The sequence below is a fragment of the Sphingobium sp. WTD-1 genome, from assembly GCF_030128825.1.
Classification (GTDB): domain Bacteria; phylum Pseudomonadota; class Alphaproteobacteria; order Sphingomonadales; family Sphingomonadaceae; genus Sphingobium.
The window spans coordinates 585,849-605,962 of the sequence record NZ_CP119127.1 but is presented as its reverse complement, the minus strand read 5'-3'; the positions used below and the strand labels follow the sequence as shown (position 1 = coordinate 605,962).

Sequence of the window (20,114 nt, the reverse complement as noted above, 5' to 3'; positions counted from 1 at the left end):
CCCGATGAGCTGCGCGAGACGATGGCGCGGGCGGTGCGCCTGGAATATTGGAACATCTTCTGGACTCTAACCATCATCGTGACGATGGGCCTAGTGCTTGGTCAGAGCCAGACGATGAAGACCGCGTGGATAGAGGACACGCTGGGCCTGGTTCCGCCTGTCATGTTCCTGATCGCCGCGCATATGGAGCGTCGCGCCCATCGATCGCGCCGCTTTCCTTTCGGTTTCGAGCGGGTCAACGGCCTCGGTTTCTTTGTGGCGGCTGTTGCACTGACTGCCGTCGGCGCGCTGCTTCTCTACAATGCGATGATGGCGCTGGGCTCGCAGGAGCACGCAACCGTCGGATCGATCGTCATTTTGGGGCATGATATCTGGTTGGGATGGCTGATGATCGCCGCCCAGATCTACTCCCTCATCCCGCCGCTCTTCATCGGCCGGAAGGAACTTCCGCTGGCGCAGGCTCTCAACGACAAGCTGCTGCATACCGACGCACTCATGAACAAGGCCAATTGGCTGACCGGGGCGGCGGGGCTCGCCGGTGTCATTGGGCTGGGGCTTGGCTGGTGGTGGGCTGACGCGTTGGCAGCAGCAATCATTTCGCTCGATGTCCTTAATGACGGTATCAAGGCGTTGCGCTCTTCCACGGCAGAACTGGTCGATGGTGCGCCAAGGGCGCTCTCCAGCACTGATCTTTCGGATGATGCGCAAAGCCTGTGTGATCGCCTCAGCGCTGAATTTCCCGGTGCCACGATACGGCTGCGGGAAACCGGCCGCCTTATTCGCGCCGAAGTGCATGATACGCATCCACCGGGCGAATGCCGTCACCCGCGCCATTATTGGCCGGAGGGTGAGGACAGGGCGTGGCGGTTGGCACAGGTGAGCTTCATCCCGCCTGTTGGACGCGAGGAAGGAAATTAGGCCGGCGGTGTTTGTCGCACAGCATCCGACTGCTTTTCCGGCCGGATGTAAATGGACGTCAGATCGGGGACGCAAGCCTTCATTTCGCGTTCAATATCCTCGATCAGACGCTCTGCATCTCCCATCGGCAGATCGTCGACGAAATCAGCACTGATCGCTACGAAAACGGCATTAGGCGCGGTATGGATCGTACGGACATGATTGACCGCACTAATCTGCGACCGCTTGGCGAGAATGGTCCATAGAACCGAAATGATGGCCGGGTCGGCGCTTTCGCCGATCAACAGGCCCTTGGCTTCGCGCGCAAGCAGAATAGCGACGCCAGCCAGAATGAGACCAATGGCAATCGATGCAAAACCGTCAATCCGTGGATTTGCGAAATAGTGGCTGGCCCAGACGCCGATGCCTGCAATGGCGAGGCCGATCAGCGCAGCGCTGTCCTCGAACAGGACAATGAACCCGGCGGGATCCTTGGATCGGCGGATCGATTGCCACCAACTGCTGGCACCGCGCTTGCCGTTGAATTCGCGCACCGCAATGAACCAGCTTGTTCCTTCAAGCAACACAGCGACACCCAGCACCACATAATTGATCGTCGGATCACGCAAGGGCTCAGGTTCGGCGATGTGCAACCAGCCCTCGTAGATCGAAACGCCCGCGCCGACGGCAAAGATCAGGATCGCGACGACGAAGGCCCAGAAATAGAGTTCGCGGCCATAGCCGAAGGGATGGGTGGCGTCGGCGGGACGTCTCGCCTTTGCCTGACCATAGAGCAGCAGAACCTGATTTCCGCTATCGACCAGCGAGTGGACACCCTCGGTCAGCATGGAAGAAGAGCCACTGATCGCTGCCGCCGCGAACTTGGCGACCGCTATCCCGACATTGGCGAAAAGCGCGCCGTAGAGGACGATATTTTCGCGGATTTGGCGTGACAGACCGGCCATCGCGTTCAGCCTGGATAAGGGCTGGACTGAAGCAGGCTTGCGAGATGCGCGGCATTGCCGGCGACCATTTCCGCCGTCTTCATTACCGCCTCCGGCGTCTCGCCGAGATCCTTGAAATCGACCGACCCCATCGCTTCGCCGACCCAATAGCAGGCCGCAACAGCGGGGATCGTCCAGCCCACATCGTTCAAAGCCTGGAACAGCTGAGCGGAGCAGAAGTGGGCGCCATCTTCATTACCCACGATTGCTGCGACAGCGACCTTCCCATAGCTCGGCATCCGACCCTTATCGTCGGTTTCGGAGAGGAAGGCATCCATCCGCTCCAGGACGCGTTTGGCGGTGCTGCTGATCTGCCCCATCCAGATCGGTCCTCCGAAGATCACAATGTCATGAGCGAGTATCTTCTCGCGCAGTCCCGGCCACGCATCGCCATCCCCTTCGTCGGAGCTGACGCCTGGCCTGATGTCGAGGGCTGCAACCCGGACCGTTTCGCTGACCGTCACATCATTCTTGCTGAAGGCCTTCGTCAACACGGCGATCATCGCGTCGGTCGAACTCTCCTGGCGGGAGTCCGCCTTGAGCGTGCAGTTAAGCGCCAGCGCCTTGAGCGGCATGTGTCATCTCCTTGAGGGGCCAGGATCAGCAGAACGCGCCCATCCCTTCTTCGCGCAAAGAACACCTGGGCGCGTAATGGGTTCTGCGGTTCGAGGGAGAATTGGCTGAGCAATGCCTCTGCTGTGCAACTTCCGCGTGCGCGGAAGTTCAGCGACATGCCCCGATCAGGTGCCGGGGCCAGATGGTTGCAACATGAAGATGAATGATTTGCCTTGCCACCCCATGGGATTGGCGAAGCTGCGCTGTCGGCTTTCTGTTTGAGGCTATCACGGAACCAACTTGCCGATTGCACGCTCTCATCGCGGAGGTCGCACATGGCTGCACGCGCATTTTGGCAGGGCCAGATCAAGCTGGCACTGGTGTCCATCCCGGTCGAAGTGTATCCCGCAACCAAATCGGGCGCGGCGGTCAGCTTTCGTCAGATTCACGAGCCCACCGGCAAACCCATCCATTATGAAAAGGTCGTGAGCGGCGTGGGACCCGTCGACCGAGATGAGATCCTCAAGGGGTTCGAGCTTTCAAAAGGCAATTATGTGCTGCTCGAACAGGAGGAAATCGAAGCGGTCAAGATTGAGAGCCGCAAGACCCTCGACCTCGTCCAGTTCGTCGAGGCCGATGCGATCGACGTTCTTTATTATGAGAAGCCTTATTTCGTCGTACCCGCCGATGACCTCGCAGAAGAGGCCTATGCGGTGCTGCGGGATGCGCTGCGAAAGGCAAAGAAGGTCGGACTTGGCCAATTGTCGGTCCGTGGACGGGAACAGCTGGTATCGATCAAACCCTGTGGACGGGGGCTGGTCATGGAAGTTCTGCGCTACGCCGACGAGGTAACCAAGGCGCAGACATATTTCCGAGGTTTGCCTGCCGATACGGCGGATGAGGACATGCTCGATCTTGCTACCAGCATCATCGACAAGCGAACGGCGCCCTTCAAGCCGGAAGAGTTTCGCGATCGCTATGTCGATGCGCTCCATCGCCTGATCGAAAAGAAGAAAAAGTCCAAGGGGAAGCGGATAATAGAAGAGGTGGACGATGAGCCGGCGCGCAAGGGCGGCAATGTCATCGACCTGATGGCGGCGCTCAAGAAGTCAGCAGGAGAAACGGCTCGCACCCCAGCGACGAAGAAGAGGTCGAAAAGCGGATCGGCGACTGGCAATATGCGTGCGCCTGCAGCCAAGCGCAAAAGCGCGTGATGACGCTGAATCCCGATACCCCGCTCCACCTTATCGACGGGCCGGTCCTGCTGCGCCTGAGCATTGCTGCTCTGCTCGGCCTGCTTTTGGGGCTCGACCGACAGATACGCGGCCATGCAGCGGGGCTACGCACCCATGGCCTCATCTGCTTCACCAGCGCCCTCATGACTGTCTGCGCAATCGCGCTGCACAATCAGTTGCAAGGCGAGGGAAATATAGATCCCCTGCGGGTCTTCGAAGCTTCTGCGTGTTGATTTCCACTGAGAAGTGACCCGGGTTTTCCATCGAGAAGTGACCCGTCTGCGGATTATGTTTCGGGTGTCATGGTTGGGTCAACCCGTGGTTTTCTCCTTTGGGTTCTGGCCTGCTTGGCAGAGCTGTTCTTGAAGCGGAAGCTATCGTTGCCGGTCTCCAGGATGTGGCAGTGATGGGTAAGCCGATCGAGAAGCGCCGTGGTCATTTTGGCGTCGCCGAACACGGTGGCCCATTCGCTGAAGCTCAGGTTTGTGGTGATGATGACGCTGGTGCGCTCGTAGAGTTTGCTCAGCAGGTGGAAGAGCAGCGCGCCACCTGAAGCACTGAACGGCAGATATCCAAGCTCATCCAGGATAACGAGATCGGAGTGCAGGAGGCGATTGGCGATCTGACCGGCCTTGCCCTGTGCTTTTTCCTGCTCGAGCGCATTGACCAGTTCGACCGTCGAGAAGAAGCGGACGCGCTTTCGATGATGTTCGATGGCCTGGATGCCCAGCGCCGTTGCCACATGGCTCTTGCCGGTGCCAGGACCGCCGACCAGCACGATATTGTCGGCGATGTCGATGAAGTCGCAGCGATGCAACTGACGCACCAGAGCTTCATTGACCTCGCTACTGGTAAAGTCGAAGCCGGCCAGATCGCGATAGACAGGGAAGCGCGCGATCTTGAGCTGATAGGCCACAGATCGAACCTCCCGTTCTGCTGTCTCGGCTTTGAGCAACTGGGAGAGGATCGGGATGGCGGCTTCGAAGGCTGGAGATCCCTGTTCCATGAGATCGGTGACGGCCTGCGCCATGCCATGCATCTTGAGGCTGCGGAGCATGACAACGATGGCGCCGCTGGCAGGGTCATGACGCATGACGCTTCTCCTTGCGCAGATCATCATAGCGTTCGACATTGGCCACCGGCTCGCTGACCAGTTGGAGCGCCTGGGGCGCCGTCACCGGTGGCGTGGAGATCGGTTTTCCGTCGACCAGCCTATAGAGCAGATTGAGGATATGGGTCTTGGTCGGAACGCCAGCCTCCAGCGCCATGGTGACCGCCGTCAGCACCAGTTGCTCATCATGATGAAGAACCAGCGCCAGTATTTCGACCATTTCCCTGTCGCCGCCGGGATTGCGCAACAGATGTCGCTGCAGACGCTGGAACGCATCGGGTAGCTCAAGGAAGGGCGCACCGTTGCGCAGGGCGCCGGGCTTGCGCTGCACGACCGCCAGATAATGGCGCCAGTCATAAACCGTATGACCTGGACCGTCGTGAGAGCGGTTGATGATGCGCTGATGTGCGCAGATTGGCTGCCCCTCGGCGACGACCTGGAAGCGATCAGGATAGACGCGCAGGCTGACAGTGCGATTGGCGAAAGAGGCCGGTACGCTGTAGCGATTGCGCTCAAAATGGATGAGGCACGTCGGCGATACCCGTTTGCGATATTCCACAAAACCATCGAAGGGCCTGCCCGCAACCATCAGACACTCAGATTCATCGGCCCAGGCATTGGCAACCGACCCGGGTTCGATCCCGTGAGGGATGTCCTCCCATAACGCCTTGCAGCGCTCCTCCAGCCACAGGTTCAACTCATCAAGGCTCTCGGCCTGCGGCGTGGGTTGCCACAGACGGTGCCGCGCATCCTGGACATTCTTCTCGACCTGCCCCTTTTCCCATCCCGCAGCCGGGTTACAGAACTCGGCTTCAAACAGATAATGGCTGACCATCGTCAGGAAGCGTGCGTTGACGGTGCGTTCCTTGCCACGCCCGACCTTGTCGACGGCCGTGCGCATATTGTCATAGATACCCCGGCGCGGCACGCCGCCCAGCACGCGGAAGGCGTGATTATGGGCGTCGAACAGCATCTCATGGGTTTGCAGCAGGTAGGCGCGCACGATGAATGCCCGGCTGTAACTGAGCTTGAAATGCGCGACCTGCAGCTTGGTCCGAACCCCGGCAATGATTGCCCAGTCCTCACTCCAATCAAACTGGAAAGCTTCCCCCGGCGCAAACGACAGGGGCACGAATGTCCCACGCCCGCCAATCTGTTGCTGGCGCCGATAATCTTCGCGCCAGTCCCGAGCAAAAGCGGCAACCCGGTTGTAGGATCCTTCATAACCCAGGCTCACCAGATCGGCGTGAAACTGCTTGATCGTGCGCTTCTGCTTGCGCGATCGGCCCATATCGCGCCGTAGCCAGGCCGCCAGATGCTCAGCAAATGGGTCCAGTTTGCTTGGTCGATCAGGCACCTTGAAAAGCGGATAGATCGTCTCGGACCGCAAATATTTGCGGATCGTGTTGCGTGATAGTCCGGTGCGCCGTGCTATCTCCCGGATCGGCAGATGATCGCGAAAATGCCAGCGCCGGATAACGCTCAATAACGCCATGTCCAACACTCCATATACCCTCGCTTGCCAAAGCCAGGGACGAGTTCAACATGGGTCAATTCTCAGTGGAAATTTATGCCCTACCCGGGTCACTTCTCAGTGGAAATCAACATTCTGCCGCATTTTCGGGCATCATAGCGACTGGCCTCATCATATTCAGCAAGGGTGAGATCAAGAATCTGACCACGGCAGCCCATATCTGGCTGGCGTCGATGATCGGAATCGCTTCCGGCGCTGCCCTCTGGCCCCTAGTCGCCAGTGCCACTCTCGTCGCGATCCTTATGCTCAGCCTGCTGGGCTTTGTGGAACGGCGCTGGCTCGCGTCCGAGGAGCGACAGGGCGAATGAGCCGGATCAATCCCCTTGCCTCCTATAATGCCAAACGGGACTTCAATCGCACCAGCGAGCCTGAAGGCAAGATGGCAAAGAAGGGCGGCAACAGTTTCGTTGTCCAGAAACATGCCGCCACAAGGCTGCACTGGGACTTCCGGCTGGAAGTCGATGGCGTGCTCAAGAGCTGGGCCGTCACCAAGGGGCCGAGCCTGGATCCCGATGACAAGCGGCTTGCTGTCCGCACCGAAGATCATCCTCTGAGCTATGGCAGTTTCGAGGGTAATATTCCCAAGGGCGAATATGGCGGCGGCAGTGTGATGCTCTGGGACCGCGGTTGGTGGGAACCGATCCCGGGAAAGAGCGCGAAGGATATAGAGGATGGCCATCTCCATTTCATCCTGCATGGCGAACGGATGAAGGGGGAATGGCTGCTGGTGCGGATGAAGGGGCGCGCGGGCGAAAAGCGCGAGAATTGGCTGCTCCGCAAGATTGAGGATGGCGAAGCCCGCCGGAATGGCGATCTGGTCGAGCGCGCGCTGACAAGTGTTCTGACTGACCGATCCATGGCGCAAATCGCCGGGGACATCGCCGGCACGCAGTCATTGAAAGGCGCAAGGGGCAAGACATTCACGGATAGGATGCAGGCGGCAAACGCGCATAATGCAAAGATCGGCAGGACGAAGGTGAAGGCGATCGCCAGAACGGAGGCTATGCCGCGCTTCATCAAGCCGCAGCTTGCAACTTTGGTCGACCATGTACCGGTCGGCAACGAATGGCTGCACGAGATCAAATATGACGGATATCGCGCGCTCGTTGCAGCCAGTGGCGAAGCGATAAAAATATATACGCGCAGCGGCCTGGACTGGACGGACAAATTTGGTGCTTTGGCCGGAGCCATAAAAGCGCTCGACCTCCCGCCTGCCTTGATCGACGGCGAGATCATCGCCTTTGACGCTGACGGCAATCCCAGTTTTTCGGCGCTGCAGGCGGTGTTGAAACGGGGCCATGGCGCGGAGCGAGCCGACACGCCGTTCCATTTCTTCGCTTTTGATCTTCTTTCCCTTGACGGCATGGATTTGAAGTCTCTCCCCGCAATCGAGCGAAAGGAGCGGCTCGAAGCCTTATTGGCGGATGCGGAACAACCTATCCACGTTGCCGATCACCTGATCGGCTCGGGCGAGAAGCTCTACCGATCGCTTTGTCAGGCCGGGCAGGAAGGCATTATCGCAAAGCGCGTCGATGCGCCCTATCGCAGCGGACGGACACGCGCCTGGGTGAAGGTCAAATGCACTCGTCGGCAGGAATTCGTGATCGTCGGCTGGACCCGTAGCAAGGTAAAAGGGCGTGCCTTCTCCTCCCTGCTACTGGCGCAGCATGAAGGCGGTGAACTGGTCTATAAGGGCAAGGTCGGCACTGGTTTCGATGCCGCCACAATGACCGACCTGGCCGAGGCCATGAGTCCGATTGCGACCGGCACGTCGCAGATCATCATTTCCGCCGCCCAAGCGTGCGGCGTCCAATGGGTCAAACCCAAGCTCGTTGCGGAAGTCGGTTTTGCCGAGTTCACAAGGGAGGGTCTCGTGCGACATGGCAGTTTTCTGGGGCTACGAAGCGACAAGTTGGCAAAGACAATCAAGCCCGAAAAAGCGGCCCCAACGCCTCCTTCGGCCACAGCCATCAAGATCAGCAATCGCGCGCGCGTGATTTTCCCGGAGAGCGGGCAGACCAAAGGGGAGTTGGCCGATTATTACGCGCGGATCGCCCCGCTGATGCTACCTTTCGCCGCCAATCGGCCGATCAGTCTTGTGCGATGCCCCCAGGGCCGTGCGAAGAAATGCTTTTTCCAGAAACATGACAGCGGCGCCTTTGGCGACCATGTCCGCCATGTTGCGATCCGCGAGAAAGACGGCGGCTTGGAAGATTATCTCTATGTCGACGATGCCGATGGCCTGATCGCCTGCGTCCAGATGGGTACGATCGAATTTCACGGCTGGGCGAGCCGTGCCGATGCCATCGAGAAGCCCGATCGCATGATCTTCGATCTTGATCCCGACGAGGGCATGGATTTTGCACGGGTGCGTGAAGCGGCAAAGGATATTCGCGATCATCTACGCGACATCGGTCTGATCTCCTTCGCCATGCTGTCGGGAGGGAAGGGGGTCCATGTCGTCGTCCCCCTCAGCCCCACCCACGACTGGGACGCACATAAGGATTTCGCTGCCCGTTTCGCCCAGGCCTTGAGCGCGGCAGAACCCGATCGCTTTGTTGCCACGATGAGCAAGGCCAAGCGCAAGGATCGCATATTCATCGACTGGCTGCGCAATCAGCGCGGCAGCACCGCCATCCTTCCCTACTCGGCGCGCGCGCGTGCCGGCGCGCCCGTAGCCATACCGGTCGACTGGGACGAATTGAACGATTTGCAGGACGCCCATCCCTTCGACATTGGAGATGCCGAAATATTGGGGGAGCGCGCAACGAAGCTCAAAGGCTGGGGCTTCGCTGCGCAGACCCTGCCGGATCTATGATTCGCTTCGGGCACCATGAACCCCGCCATGCGTTGATGGGAGAAGATCAGCATGAAAGGATCATAATGCCCCATCACAAGGAGCGTCCTGCCCGCAAAGCCACCAGTCGCCTTGCGCTCTACCTCGTCTTCGCATTCATCGTTGCAGCCATACTGGCTTTCATCTGGGTCAACATGCACGCCTGACCGGGCGATAGCCCCTTAGTCCGAACCGGACTGCGCCACGGTCCGTGCCAGTTCATCGATCCTGTCGACCGGGATACGTCTTGCTATCATCGCCATGGTATCCGGCGGCAGGCGCGCGTCGATGACATTATCGTCTTGCTGCCAAAGCCGCAGGCGCGCAGCAAGATAGCCTGGCTTCTGTCCGGCAAGAATGGGCGCCGCCTTGCCGACTGCATGACAATTGCTGCAGGCGGGCAGGGGCTGACCGAAACGATCCACCCCCGGTGAACTGCGTGTGGTGGCAACATTCGCCAGCCCGGGCATCGCAGAGAAATAGGTCGCCAGCCTCGCCATGTCCTCGCGCCCGGTCGTTGCCAGCGCCGTCTGCATGACCGCACTGCTGCGCTTCTCCGACACATATTGGCGCATGCTGGCGACCAGATAGGCCGCGCTCTGCCCAGCCAGGACCGGAATATCGGATTGCTCCCTCCCCCGACCATCCACGCCATGGCAGCTTGTGCATGCCGACAAGGTTGCCGGAGCAACGCCGGGCAGACGTCCCTCCCCGCCAGCCTGGGTCAGCGCTTGATATTGCGCCGCCGTCATATGCGGCAAGCGCCGGACGAAAGCGGTCATGCGCCTTACTTCGTCCGGTCGATCACCCGCCGCCCAGGCCGGCATGCCGGTGAATTTGACGCCATGCCGGATGATCCAGAATAATTCGCGATCCCGCCATTCCCCCGCCGTCCGGGCAAGATCAGGCGCCGGCGGGGTTGCCTGCTGCATCACGGGTGATGGCCGTACACCCGGCGCGCCATGACAGACCTGGCAGGCCTGACGGAAATGCCCTGCTGCACTGACCAGGCCCTCATCGTCGAGCGGGTCGGGCGGTGCGTCCAGCCAGGCATGAGTCCGCACGGAATTGCGCATCGTCCAGTGAAGGAACCAGTCGGTAATACGCCAATGGCCCGACGACGCGGAAATCTGCATGGCCCCCGACCAGGCGAACAGCATCCCAAGAACCCCAAGTACGAGCAACGCGACAATTGCGCGCTTCAAGCTGATGCGAAGGATCATGCCGCCCCCCTCTGGCGAAGGAGGCTCGCCAACAGGACAAGACCACCGATGAAATAGCTGGCCCCGCCGACCAGCAGCATGAGGACACCAGCCAGTTGCTGGTCGATCAGCGGGTCCATGCCGGCCAGATGATGATGATCCGCCGCCGCATAGAGAGGCCTTGGCGCCAGGCCAATCAGGACACCAAGCAGGGTCATGTGCATCGATGTCAGCAACAGGGCACCTATGCCAGCGGCCCGATGATCGGCGCGGAGCACCGATGACCAAAGCAGCAGACCTGCGCCAAGGAAACAGAGCTGCTCGAGCCCGAGCAATGGGAGGGAGGTCATTGTCGCCGCGCGAAGGGCCGGCAGGTGCCAGAGCCAGACTGTGACAAGTTCCACCAGCATCATCGCCATCGGACTTGTGAGGCCGGGCCAGAGACGCGCAGGATCGAGCCGACCTTGCGACAGGCCAAGGGCAAGAAAAGGCGCTGCAATCGCGACGGCAATCATATGGCCTGCCATATGACCAACCATGCCAAGCGGCAGCACAGTCAGGACCCACCCCGTCGGGACCAGCGCCAGACCGGCGAAAAGTGCGGCGCGCTTCATCGGCAATCCCGCAGAAAAATGACCGGAAGCGCCGTGAATAACACGCCGACGAAGCTCAGCCCCGCCAGCAGCAAGGTGGATTTGGCCAGGAAACGGAGCCGATCGATCCGGGTCGAATCCTCATGGGGCGGCGGATTGCCAGGCAGGCGCGCCTGCGCCCAGGCGATCCATCCCGAAAGCCCGATCATCAGCAGCGCGAGCATCGTGCCGATGACGAACAGCAGCGGAAAACTGGCAAAGCGCCCGGCCTTGGCACAGGAAATGGCCGCCCAAAGATAGGAGGCGAGGAAATGCCCCGCCCAGATCGCTGGTGGAATGATGAGCGTCCAGAGCGTGACCTTGAGCCGCTCGTGCCATTTGCGTCGCTCGCTCATGTGACCTGCGGGAACAGGCCGATCGTCGAATAGGTGACGATAGCGGTTAGCGCATAGAAATGCATATAGACGGTGACGTTGCGCAGATCCGCGTCATGCACCGGGTCCATCCGCCCGGCGAGACTGCGCGCCAGCGCATAGCCCTGCATGATGGCGGCAACGCCCGCATGGGCCGTGGCCCAGATGGCGAGCGTCCACACGATTGCGGGATAGCTGTGCGCCTGCGGGTCCATGCCATGCGTCCAGGGGCCGGCCAGCCCTGCCCCGATCCCGGCAAGGCTGAGTAGCAGCGCGACCATGAGGCAGAGTCGTGCCATGTCGACATGCTTGCGGGCATGCACCTCTCGCGCGCCGAGCGTCAGCAGCCAGCTCGCGATGCCCAAGAACAATGCGAGCATGGGCCAGGCCATGCCGGGCCCGTCCGCCAGAGCGACCGGCGGGAAATCGGCATGGCGGGTCCAGAAGAAGAAATAGCCAAAGATGAGCCCGGAAAAAGCCGTCGCATCGGCCATCATCGTAATGAACATCGCCCACCAGCCCGGCGCCGATGGCCCGGAGAGATAGAGTGGCAGCTCAAGGCCGTGTCCGATCGGTTTGCAGGACTTTTCGGGAATTTCGGCCGTCCCGGTCCATAGCCACCACAGGGCGAGCGCGAGTGTGGCGATGCCACTGACGAGCGCAGCCCAATAAAGATGATAGGTGGTGAGGATGAAGACCCCGCCGAGCGCGACCGCCGTCAGCATGGGCTTGATGCTCGGGGTTCCCAGGCGGATCACTGCCAGTGGCCGGGCATCAAGGACGCTCGTGACGATCGTCTCGCGTCGCCCTTCCTGTGCATCGGGCAGGAAGAAGCGGCCCTCATCCACCTTGCGCACGAAATCTGTCTGGTCCCAGATTGGATAGCGGCTCTCGATCAATGGCACCGACCTTATGCCCCAATCCTCGCCCTCGGGATGGGCGAGCCACTCCAACGTGCCCGCATTCCAGGGATTGCGGACAGCCCGAACCCGGCGTGGCGAGAGGCTAAGATCGATGCATATCACCGCCACCCCCGCGGCAAACAGCCAGGCCCCCAGGGTGGACGCAATGTTGAGCCCGTCCAGCCCCAGTTCGGCAGGATAGGTGAAGACGCGGCGCGGCATGCCCATCAGCCCGGAAAGATGCATCGGGAAGAAGGTCAGGTTGGCACCGACAAACAGCATCCAGAAAGCGACCCGGCCAAGCCGGTCGGACAGTTTCTTGCCCGTCACCAAAGGCCAATAATAATAAAGGCCGGCAAAAAGCGGCATCAGCGTACCACCGATCAGCACATAATGGAGATGGGCGACGACGAAATAGCTGTCATGCGCCTGCCAGTCGAACGGTGCCACCGCCACCATGACGCCGGTAAGACCGCCGATCACGAAAATGGCGAGGCTGCCAGTCGCATAGAGAAGGGGTGTGGACCAAGTGACCCGCCCTGCCCACAGCGTTGCGATGAACACGAATATCTGGACGCCGGTCGGAATGGCCACGGCTTCGGAGGCAGCCGAGAAGAAGGCGAGGCTGATCTTAGGCAACCCGGTGGTGAACATGTGGTGGACCCACAGGCCGAAGGACAGGAATGCGGTGCCCACAGCTGCCAGCACGATCCACGGATAGCCCAGCAGATGGCGGTTGGCGAAGGTCGGCACCAGCATCGCGAACAGCGCGATCGAGGGCAGGAATATGATGTAGACTTCGGGATGACCGAAGATCCAGAACAGATGCTGCCACAGGAGCGGATCCCCGCCCCGGCGCGCATCGAAGAAGGGCCAGTCGAGCAGCCTTTCCATTTCGAACAATATGTCGCCGGCGATGAGCGGCGGAAAGGCAAAGAGGATCATCACCGCCACAACCAGTATGTACCAGGCATATAGCGGCATGAGATTGAGCCGCATGCCCGGCGGTCGACATTTGAGCACGCCGACGATCAGTTCGACTGCGGCGGCGACCGACGACACCTCGATGAAGGAAAGACCGAGCATCCAGATATCGGCTCCGAGCCCCGACAGGTCTGTGCGGGTGGTCAGCGGAGGATACATGAACCAGCCGCCGTCAGGGGCGGCATTGAAGAAGATCGATCCCCCGACGAACAGCCCGCCGATCAGGAAGGACCAGTAGCCAAAGGCCGACAGGCGGGGAAATGGCAGGTCGCGCGCGCCCAGCAATTGCGGCAGCAGGATGATCGACACCGCCTCGAACATCGGCACGGCGAAGAGAAACATCATCATCGAGCCGTGCAGGGTGAAGAGCTGGTTGAAGGTACCAGGCCCAACCAGATCATTGTCGGGCACGGCAAGCTGGGTGCGCATGATGAGCGCGAGCACGCCGGCAAAGAGCATGAAGCCAAAGGCAGTCAGCACATACCAGACGCCGACGCGATTATTGTTGCAGTCGGTCCAGCGCAGGAAAATCCCCCTGGGCGGCGCCCACACCGCGCGCAACCTTTCTTCCTGCGCCGCGCGGAGCGCCGGGTCATCCTGATCGTGGAGGCTCATTTCAGCCCCTCGAGATAATGGGCAATGGCAATGGCCTCCTGCTCGGACAGCTGGGGATAGGCGGGCATGCGCGCGCCTGGCTTTGCGATCTGGGGCGCACGGATGAAGGCGGCGATATTGGCGGTGGTCGGTGGCAACATCCCGGCCCCCAGCGTCCGCCTCTGTCCAAAACGGCTAAGGTCAGGCCCGATTGCCGCATCATGCGCGGTTCCCCGGATGGCATGGCAGGCGCCGCAGCCATGCGCATCGAAGAGGGACTGGCCCCTCGATGGGACCAGGCCCTTGCCGGCGCCGCGCGCGCCCGCCAGCCATGCGTCAAAATCAGCCGGGTTCATCGCGATCACGTCGAAGGCCATTAGCGCGTGCGATAGGCCGCAAAATTCCGCGCAAACGCCCCGGAAGCGGCCGGCCTTTTCGGCGCGCACGACCAGCCTGTTGGTCCGTCCGGGGATCATGTCCATCTTCCCGGCAAGACCGGGAATCCAAAAACTGTGGATCACGTCCTGCGCGCCGAGTTCAAGGATCACCGTCCGTCCCACGGGAAGGCGGATCTCATTGGCAGAAACAAGTCCAGGTCCCGCGCGTGATGCCCCATAAGCGACCCGCCACCAGAATTGCTCGCCCTCGACCCGAATGGTGAGGTCGCCAGGCGCTGTCTCGCGCGGGCGCATGGCAGGCAACGCATAGAGAAGCAGCGCGCCAAGGATCAGGGCCGGGCCGATAGCGCCCAGCCACAGGATGATCCGCATGCCGCCATGATGGCTGAGCGCCCCTTCCGGAGCGCGAAGCGCGCGAACATAGATGAGGACCATGACCGTCACGATGATCGCCGCACCGATGGTCAACAGGATCGCCATCTCGCGCACCTGCCGTGCTTCGGCGCCGAAGACATGGAGGGCCGACTGATGCGCATTGCAGGCGCCAAGGCCGAGCAGTGAAATGGTCCAGAGCCATGGATTGCGCATTGCGCCCGCGTCACCCCTTTTGCGCTGCATCCTATGTGCAGCGTCTTTCGTGCCAACACGCGAAGCGGCATCCGGTTCAAACATTTCTGTTTCGTAACAAGTGGATGAATTGCCGGTGTCGGCGAAACCAAAAGCCATCCGGCGCATTGGCGAGGGATCATTCTTCCTTCGACAAGGAGACATGTCTTGCCCAGCGCCCCGCCGCGCACCCGGCGCCTGCTCCATCCGCTTCACGGCCTGCTACTCGCCTGGCCGGTCGCCCTGTTTCCCGCTGCCCTGCTGTCGGACATCACCTATCTCAACAGCGCGGAAATCCAGTGGAGCAATTTTTCGGCCTGGCTGATCACCGGCGCGCTGATCGGCGGCGGCCTGGTACTGCTATGGGCCTTGATCGCGTTGGCGCGCGCCAAAGGGCCTGCACGCCGACAGCATGGCCTATATCTGCTTCTGTTGGCGCTGATGTGGGCCTGCGGGCTCATCAACGCCTTCCAGCATAGCCGCGACGGCTGGAGTTCGGTCGGAACGGCCGGTCTCATCCTTTCCCTCCTCAGCAGCCTGGCTGCCCTTGCCGCCGGTTGGGTGGCCTTTGCGGGTTATAGGGAGGTTCGGCCATGACCGTGCGTGGCTTCATCCTGAGCGCCGGTCTCCTGGCCCTTGCCGCCTGCGGGCGCAGCCAGCCCGGCCTTGACCAGACCGGCGACCGGCCGGACCTGCCCGATCAGCGCCAGACATTGCTGCCGCCGATGAAAATCGCGACGCCGGCAGGCTGGGGGAATGAAAAGCCGTCGGCACCGGCCGGCTTTAGCGTGACGGCCTTTGCCACAGGGCTCGCCATTCCGCGCCAGATGCTGGTGCTGCCCAATGGCGACATTCTGGTGGCGGAAGGATCTGGTGGATCGGCCCACGCCCTGCGGCCCAAGGATGTCATCGCGACCCAGATCAAGGCCATGGGGAAGACATCGGTCAAGGGTGGCAATCGCGTCACCCTGCTGCGCGATGCCGATGGCGATGGCCGCGCCGAATTGCGCAGTGCGCTCATCACCGGATTGAATGCGCCCTATGGCCTCGCCCTGGTGGAGGGCCAGCTCTATGTCGCGACACAGGACGCGCTGCTGCGCTTTCCCTATCGCGAGGGCGAGACCCGCATCACCATACCGGGCGTCGAGGTGACCAGATTGCCCGCGCGCATCAATCATCACTGGACCAAGTCGCTGGCAGCCGGCCCGGACGGATCGAAACTCTATGTCGGTATCGGCTCCAACAGCAATGTCGGCGAACGCGGCATGGCGGTGGAGGAAGATCGCGCCGTCATCTGGGAGGTAGATCGCCAGTCCGGCATGCATCACACCTATGCCTCGGGCATCCGCAATCCGACGGCACTTGCAGTTGAGCCGCAGACGCGCCGGCTCTGGGCCGTGGTGAACGAACGCGATGAGCTCGGACCGCAACTGGCGCCCGATTATATGACTGCGGTTCGCCCCAGGGCCTTTTATGGCTGGCCCTACAGCTATTGGGGACAGAATGTCGATCCGCGGGTGCGTCCGCAGCAGCCCGATATGGTGCGACGCGCGATCCGGCCCGATTATGCCCTGGGATCCCATGTCGCGGCGCTCGGCATCAGCTTCGCAACCGGCGGAGGTCTTGGCCCCGCCTATGCGCAGGGCGCCTTCGTCGGACAGCATGGCAGCTGGAACAGACAGGATCTGGCCGGCTACAAGGTGGTATTCATCCCATTCGCCGATGGTCGGCCCGCCGGCAAGCCCCAGGACTTCCTGACCGGGTTCATCAAGGATGGACATGCGCGCGGACGTCCGGTGGGCGTAAGCTATGATCCGGTCCATGGCGCGCTGCTTGTCGCCGATGACCTGTCCAACAGCGTCTGGCGGATAGCCCCAACCCGTCGCTGACATCAGGCAAAGGGCAAGGAGAGAGGATATGGAGAAACGACAGGAAGATGGCGAAACGGTAACCCATCTCTCGAAAGTCGAGGCACGCAGCGGATCGCGAACGACCGTGACCCGATCCATATTGGTGACAAGCCTCGCGCTCGTCATCGCGGTTCTGCTCATCGTGGTTGCGATCGGCTATTTCAGGGCCGACAAGACCGGCGCGGATGAGGTTAACAGCGATAACCGCGCAGGATCGGCCGCCCCCCAGGACTGAAGCCGTCGAGCAATCGCGTCAATATCACGTTAAATGCGCCAAATGGATGGAAGGAACGCCGTCGTGCGCGGTGACAGGATGGCGAAGTCCGTCTATCCCCAAGTCATGGCCTCCATTTTTTCTCCGGCGCCCACGCACGCGGATTCGCTCAGAGCAGGGATAGCCTCTTTTCCGTGGGAGAAAACGGCACTGGGAGCCAAGGCCGACTGGCCAATTTCGCTGCGGACCACGGTCGAGCTCGCGCTCGCCTCGGATTTTCCGATGTTCATCATGTGGGGGGAGTCGCAGATATTCCTCTATAATGATGCCTATGCGCCCTTTTTGGGAGCTCGTCACCCCGCAGCACTTGGCCAATCGATGTGCGATGTCTGGCCCGAGATCTGGTCCGAGCTCTCGCCCCTGATCGACAGAGCCCTTGGCGGCGAGACGGTTTCGGTCGAAGACATGCACCTCGTCATGACCCGCAATGGTGATGCCGAGGATACATGGTGGACCTTCTGCTACAGTCCGTTGCGCGACGACGCAGGCGATATCGTCGGCGTGCTCGATATAGCGGTGGATGTGACGCAGAAGTTTACGGACGCCCGCAGGATCGAGGAAAAACGGGCAAGGCTGGAGAAAAGCGAAGCGCGTTTCAGCGCATTGGTAAGCGCGACCTCCGACGCAATCTATCAGATGAGCGCCGACTGGCAGGAAATGCGCCAGCTTGATGGCCGCGGTTTCCTGATCGACACGCAAGCACCATCTGTTCGCTGGCTTGAGCTCTACATCCCACCGGATGACCAGTCCATCGTGATGGCTGCGATCGCCCGCGCCATCGAAGCCAGGGCGCCCTTCATGCTGGAGCATCGCGTACGTCAGGCTGATGGCGCTATTGGCTGGACAGCGTCCCGCGCCGTCCCCATCCTCGACGATGACGGCAATATCCTTGAGTGGTTCGGCACGGCCACCGATGTAACGGCCTCGCATCTTTCGCGCGAAGCTCTGGCCACAAGCCGGGAAAAGCTGGAACTCGCGACACGCGCGGCCCGCCTTGGTCAGTTCGACTATTGGCCGCAGACCGGACAGCTTGAATGGGACGATCGCTGTCGTGCTCTTTTTGGCCTGCATCCCGGTGCCCCCGTCAGCTATGAAACCGCCTTTCTGGCGGGCCTGCATCCCGAGGATCGCGAAGGGGCCGACGCAGCGGTGCGCGCCGCGCTCGATCCGGCCGGCACCGGCATTTTCGACACCGAGTATCGGACCGTCGGGATCGAGGATGGAATCGAGCGGCATATCCATGCCCAGGGCCTGGCAATGTTCGAGGGGCAGGACCCGATCCGTCTTATCGGTACCGTGCAGGACATCACGGCCGATCGCCAGGCGCAGGCCAGTTTGCGCGAGGTGGAGGAGCGGCTGCGTCTTGCTGGACGGGCTACCAATGATGCGGTGTGGGACTGGAATTTCCGCGACGATCACGTGACCTGGAACATCGCCCTCCAGCACGCTTATGGGCACAGGCTCGAAGATGTCGAACCGACCGGCGAGTGGTGGCTGGACCATATCCACCCGGATGACCAGCAAAGGATCAATCACAGCATCCATGCGGTGATCGATGGTGAGGGGACTGACTGGACTGACGAATATCGCTTCGCACGCGGCGATGGCAGCTATGCCGATGTGCTTGATCGCGGCTATGTTCTGCGTACGCCTGCCGGCGAGCCGCTGCGTATGGTCGGGGCGATGCAGGACATGTCAGCTCGCAAGGCTATCGAGCGCCAGCTTGAGGAGGATCGTCGCAGGCTCATCGAAGAGGTCGAGACCAAGACGGCCGAGCGCGACAAGGCTGAGGACGCCCTGCGCCAGTCGCAGAAGATGGAAGCGGTCGGCCAGCTGACTGGTGGCCTTGCCCATGATTTCAACAATCTGCTGACGGGTATTTCCGGCGCCTTGGAGATGATGCAGATACGCATAGCGCAGGGCCGGGTTGGCGAAATCGACAAATATTCCGTCGCCGCCCAGGGAGCCGTGCGCCGCGCCGCAGCGCTCACCCATCGTCTGCTCGCCTTCTCTCGCCGGCAGACGCTCGATCCCAAACCGGTCAATTCCAACCGGCTGATCTTCGATCTGGAAGAGCTGATCCGGCGCACGGTGGGACCACAGATCGAGGTCGAGACCGTCGGCAAGGCCGGTATCTGGACAACCCTGGTCGATCCCAACCAGCTTGAAAATGCGCTGCTCAACCTCTGCATCAATGCACGCGACGCGATGCCGGATGGGGGACGCATCACGATCGAGACCGCAAACAAGTGGCTCGACGACGCAGCAGCGCGCGAGCGCGATCTGGAACCGGGCCAATATGTCTCGATCTGCGTGACCGACACCGGCACGGGCATGACGCCCGAGGTAATTTCCCGTGCCTTCGATCCCTTTTTCACGACCAAGCCGCTGGGTGAAGGCACTGGGCTTTGCCTATCGATGATCTATGGTTTCGCACGTCAGTCCGGCGGCCATGTGCGGATCTATAGCGAGATCGGGACGGGTACGACCATGTGCCTCTATCTGCCGCGCCACTTCATGGAAGACGAGGAAAGCGAGGACGCGTCAGTCATTCCATCGCTGAGTGAGCAGGCGGCCAGCAATGAACCACGACGCGGTACGATCCTGGTGGTCGATGATGAACCCACGGTTCGGCTCCTCGTTGTCGAGATAGCGCAGGAACTGGGCTATGAGGTGCAGGAAGCGATGGACGGCCCAGGCGCCATGCGGCTGTTGCAAAATGGCGTGGCAATCGACCTGCTGATCACGGATGTGGGCTTGCCCGGCGGAATGAACGGTCGACAGGTTGCCGATGCCGCACTCAGCCTCCTGCCGGATCTCAAGGTCCTGTTCATTACCGGCTATGCTGAAAATGCCGTCATCGGCAATGGCCAGCTCGCGCCCAACATGGCGCTCGTCACCAAGCCGTTCGCGATGGACGCATTGGCAAAGCGGATTGGCGATATGCTGCCCTGATCCCGCGAGGCGGCAATCGACCGAGCACTGCCCCGCTTCCAATATCAAGAAATCGTCAATCTTGCGGTACGACTGCCGGTCGGCCTGACGACATTTTGCGGCTGAGTTTCA

General features: G+C 61.1%; 17 protein-coding genes and 1 pseudogene. 9 read left to right on the top strand and 9 right to left on the bottom strand.

Annotation, left to right across the window (positions count from 1 at the left end; translation table 11 throughout):
- The first annotated feature begins 21 nt into the window (after window positions 1-21).
- Window positions 22-918: a cation efflux transmembrane domain-containing protein gene (locus N6H05_RS03130; RefSeq protein ID WP_284112661.1), complete on the top strand. Its 897-nt coding sequence runs from the start codon at window positions 22-24 to the stop codon at window positions 916-918.
- Here N6H05_RS03130 and N6H05_RS03125 read toward each other — a convergent pair.
- Complete coding sequence (locus N6H05_RS03125; protein WP_284114156.1) at window positions 915-1,862, bottom strand: cation diffusion facilitator family transporter; 948 nt, start codon at window positions 1,860-1,862, stop codon at window positions 915-917. The genes N6H05_RS03130 and N6H05_RS03125 overlap by 4 nt on opposite strands.
- Window positions 1,863-1,867: 5 nt before the next feature.
- The gene (locus N6H05_RS03120) at window positions 1,868-2,476 is read right to left on the bottom strand and encodes a flavodoxin family protein (RefSeq protein WP_284112660.1); all 609 of its coding nucleotides are present in this window, start codon (window positions 2,474-2,476) and stop codon (window positions 1,868-1,870) included.
- A gap of 315 nt (window positions 2,477-2,791) precedes the next feature.
- On the opposite strand from N6H05_RS03120, the gene ku reads away from it, so the two are divergent.
- A complete protein-coding gene (gene ku, locus N6H05_RS03115; RefSeq protein ID WP_072894291.1) occupies window positions 2,792-3,670 on the top strand; it encodes a non-homologous end joining protein Ku in 879 nt (292 codons plus the stop codon).
- Window positions 3,670-3,918, top strand: a pseudogene (locus N6H05_RS03110) (MgtC/SapB family protein); the annotation flags it as partial. The gene ku and the pseudogene N6H05_RS03110, both read left to right, overlap by 1 nt.
- 59 nt (window positions 3,919-3,977) lie before the next feature.
- Here N6H05_RS03110 and istB read toward each other — a convergent pair.
- Entirely contained in the window at window positions 3,978-4,784 is an 807-nt protein-coding gene (gene istB / locus N6H05_RS03105) for an IS21-like element helper ATPase IstB (RefSeq protein ID WP_284114155.1), read from the bottom strand.
- Window positions 4,774-6,297, bottom strand: a complete 1,524-nt coding sequence (istA, locus tag N6H05_RS03100; protein ID WP_284112658.1) for an IS21 family transposase — start codon at window positions 6,295-6,297, stop codon at window positions 4,774-4,776. Before istA ends, istB begins: the two co-directional genes overlap by 11 nt.
- A 50-nt stretch (window positions 6,298-6,347) precedes the next feature.
- On the opposite strand from istA, the gene N6H05_RS03095 reads away from it, so the two are divergent.
- Together N6H05_RS03095 and ligD are read left to right on the top strand one after the other, a co-directional pair.
- Window positions 6,348-6,644: an MgtC/SapB family protein gene (locus N6H05_RS03095; RefSeq protein ID WP_284112657.1), complete on the top strand. Its 297-nt coding sequence runs from the start codon at window positions 6,348-6,350 to the stop codon at window positions 6,642-6,644.
- Window positions 6,641-9,154, top strand: a complete 2,514-nt coding sequence (gene ligD / locus N6H05_RS03090; protein WP_284112656.1) for a DNA ligase D — start codon at window positions 6,641-6,643, stop codon at window positions 9,152-9,154. The genes N6H05_RS03095 and ligD overlap by 4 nt, the downstream gene beginning before the upstream one ends.
- Before the next feature lie 200 nt (window positions 9,155-9,354).
- Here the strand turns inward: ligD and N6H05_RS03085 are convergent, their stop codons facing one another.
- Genes N6H05_RS03085 through coxB form a run of 5 tightly spaced genes read right to left on the bottom strand, consistent with a single transcriptional unit; the run spans window position 9,355 to window position 14,846 of the window.
- Entirely contained in the window at window positions 9,355-10,395 is a 1,041-nt protein-coding gene (locus N6H05_RS03085; protein WP_284112655.1) for a c-type cytochrome, read from the bottom strand.
- Entirely contained in the window at window positions 10,392-10,988 is a 597-nt protein-coding gene (locus tag N6H05_RS03080; protein WP_284112654.1) for a cytochrome c oxidase assembly protein, read from the bottom strand. The genes N6H05_RS03085 and N6H05_RS03080 overlap by 4 nt, the downstream gene beginning before the upstream one ends.
- Window positions 10,985-11,362 carry a hypothetical protein gene (locus tag N6H05_RS03075; RefSeq protein ID WP_063141452.1) on the bottom strand — a complete coding sequence of 126 codons (378 nt, stop codon included), beginning with the start codon at window positions 11,360-11,362 and terminating at the stop codon, window positions 10,985-10,987. Before N6H05_RS03075 ends, N6H05_RS03080 begins: the two co-directional genes overlap by 4 nt.
- Window positions 11,359-13,881, bottom strand: coding sequence for a cbb3-type cytochrome c oxidase subunit I (locus tag N6H05_RS03070; protein WP_284112653.1), 2,523 nt, complete (start codon window positions 13,879-13,881; stop codon window positions 11,359-11,361). The genes N6H05_RS03075 and N6H05_RS03070 overlap by 4 nt, the downstream gene beginning before the upstream one ends.
- Entirely contained in the window at window positions 13,878-14,846 is a 969-nt protein-coding gene (coxB, locus tag N6H05_RS03065; RefSeq protein WP_284112652.1) for a cytochrome c oxidase subunit II, read from the bottom strand. The genes N6H05_RS03070 and coxB overlap by 4 nt, the downstream gene beginning before the upstream one ends.
- Window positions 14,847-15,032: 186 nt before the next feature.
- Here coxB and N6H05_RS03060 point away from each other — a divergent pair, with 186 nt between their 5' ends.
- Genes N6H05_RS03060 through N6H05_RS03045 form a run of 4 tightly spaced genes read left to right on the top strand, consistent with a single transcriptional unit; the run spans window position 15,033 to window position 20,003 of the window.
- Window positions 15,033-15,461, top strand: a complete 429-nt coding sequence (locus tag N6H05_RS03060) for a DUF2231 domain-containing protein (protein WP_284112651.1) — start codon at window positions 15,033-15,035, stop codon at window positions 15,459-15,461.
- Window positions 15,458-16,753, top strand: a complete 1,296-nt coding sequence (locus N6H05_RS03055; protein ID WP_284112650.1) for a PQQ-dependent sugar dehydrogenase — start codon at window positions 15,458-15,460, stop codon at window positions 16,751-16,753. The genes N6H05_RS03060 and N6H05_RS03055 overlap by 4 nt, the downstream gene beginning before the upstream one ends.
- A 28-nt stretch (window positions 16,754-16,781) precedes the next feature.
- Window positions 16,782-17,009: a hypothetical protein gene (locus N6H05_RS03050; RefSeq protein WP_010336640.1), complete on the top strand. Its 228-nt coding sequence runs from the start codon at window positions 16,782-16,784 to the stop codon at window positions 17,007-17,009.
- Between the two features lie 33 nt (window positions 17,010-17,042).
- Entirely contained in the window at window positions 17,043-20,003 is a 2,961-nt protein-coding gene (locus N6H05_RS03045) for a hybrid sensor histidine kinase/response regulator (RefSeq protein WP_284112649.1), read from the top strand.
- Window positions 20,004-20,114: the final 111 nt, after the last annotated feature.

Coding starts and splice junctions, on each gene's coding strand:
- N6H05_RS03130 (WP_284112661.1), top strand. CDS start 22: ATGGCGCGGGCGGTGCGCCTGGAATATTGGAACATCTTCTGGACTCTA.
- N6H05_RS03125 (WP_284114156.1), bottom strand. CDS start 1,862: ATGGCCGGTCTGTCACGCCAAATCCGCGAAAATATCGTCCTCTACGGC.
- N6H05_RS03120 (WP_284112660.1), bottom strand. CDS start 2,476: ATGCCGCTCAAGGCGCTGGCGCTTAACTGCACGCTCAAGGCGGACTCC.
- ku (WP_072894291.1), top strand. CDS start 2,792: ATGGCTGCACGCGCATTTTGGCAGGGCCAGATCAAGCTGGCACTGGTG.
- istB (WP_284114155.1), bottom strand. CDS start 4,784: ATGCGTCATGACCCTGCCAGCGGCGCCATCGTTGTCATGCTCCGCAGC.
- istA (WP_284112658.1), bottom strand. CDS start 6,297: ATGGCGTTATTGAGCGTTATCCGGCGCTGGCATTTTCGCGATCATCTG.
- N6H05_RS03095 (WP_284112657.1), top strand. CDS start 6,348: ATGGGTCAATTCTCAGTGGAAATTTATGCCCTACCCGGGTCACTTCTC.
- ligD (WP_284112656.1), top strand. CDS start 6,641: ATGAGCCGGATCAATCCCCTTGCCTCCTATAATGCCAAACGGGACTTC.
- N6H05_RS03085 (WP_284112655.1), bottom strand. CDS start 10,395: ATGATCCTTCGCATCAGCTTGAAGCGCGCAATTGTCGCGTTGCTCGTA.
- N6H05_RS03080 (WP_284112654.1), bottom strand. CDS start 10,988: ATGAAGCGCGCCGCACTTTTCGCCGGTCTGGCGCTGGTCCCGACGGGG.
- N6H05_RS03075 (WP_063141452.1), bottom strand. CDS start 11,362: ATGAGCGAGCGACGCAAATGGCACGAGCGGCTCAAGGTCACGCTCTGG.
- N6H05_RS03070 (WP_284112653.1), bottom strand. CDS start 13,881: ATGAGCCTCCACGATCAGGATGACCCGGCGCTCCGCGCGGCGCAGGAA.
- coxB (WP_284112652.1), bottom strand. CDS start 14,846: ATGCGCAATCCATGGCTCTGGACCATTTCACTGCTCGGCCTTGGCGCC.
- N6H05_RS03055 (WP_284112650.1), top strand. CDS start 15,458: ATGACCGTGCGTGGCTTCATCCTGAGCGCCGGTCTCCTGGCCCTTGCC.
- N6H05_RS03050 (WP_010336640.1), top strand. CDS start 16,782: ATGGAGAAACGACAGGAAGATGGCGAAACGGTAACCCATCTCTCGAAA.
- N6H05_RS03045 (WP_284112649.1), top strand. CDS start 17,043: ATGCGCCAAATGGATGGAAGGAACGCCGTCGTGCGCGGTGACAGGATG.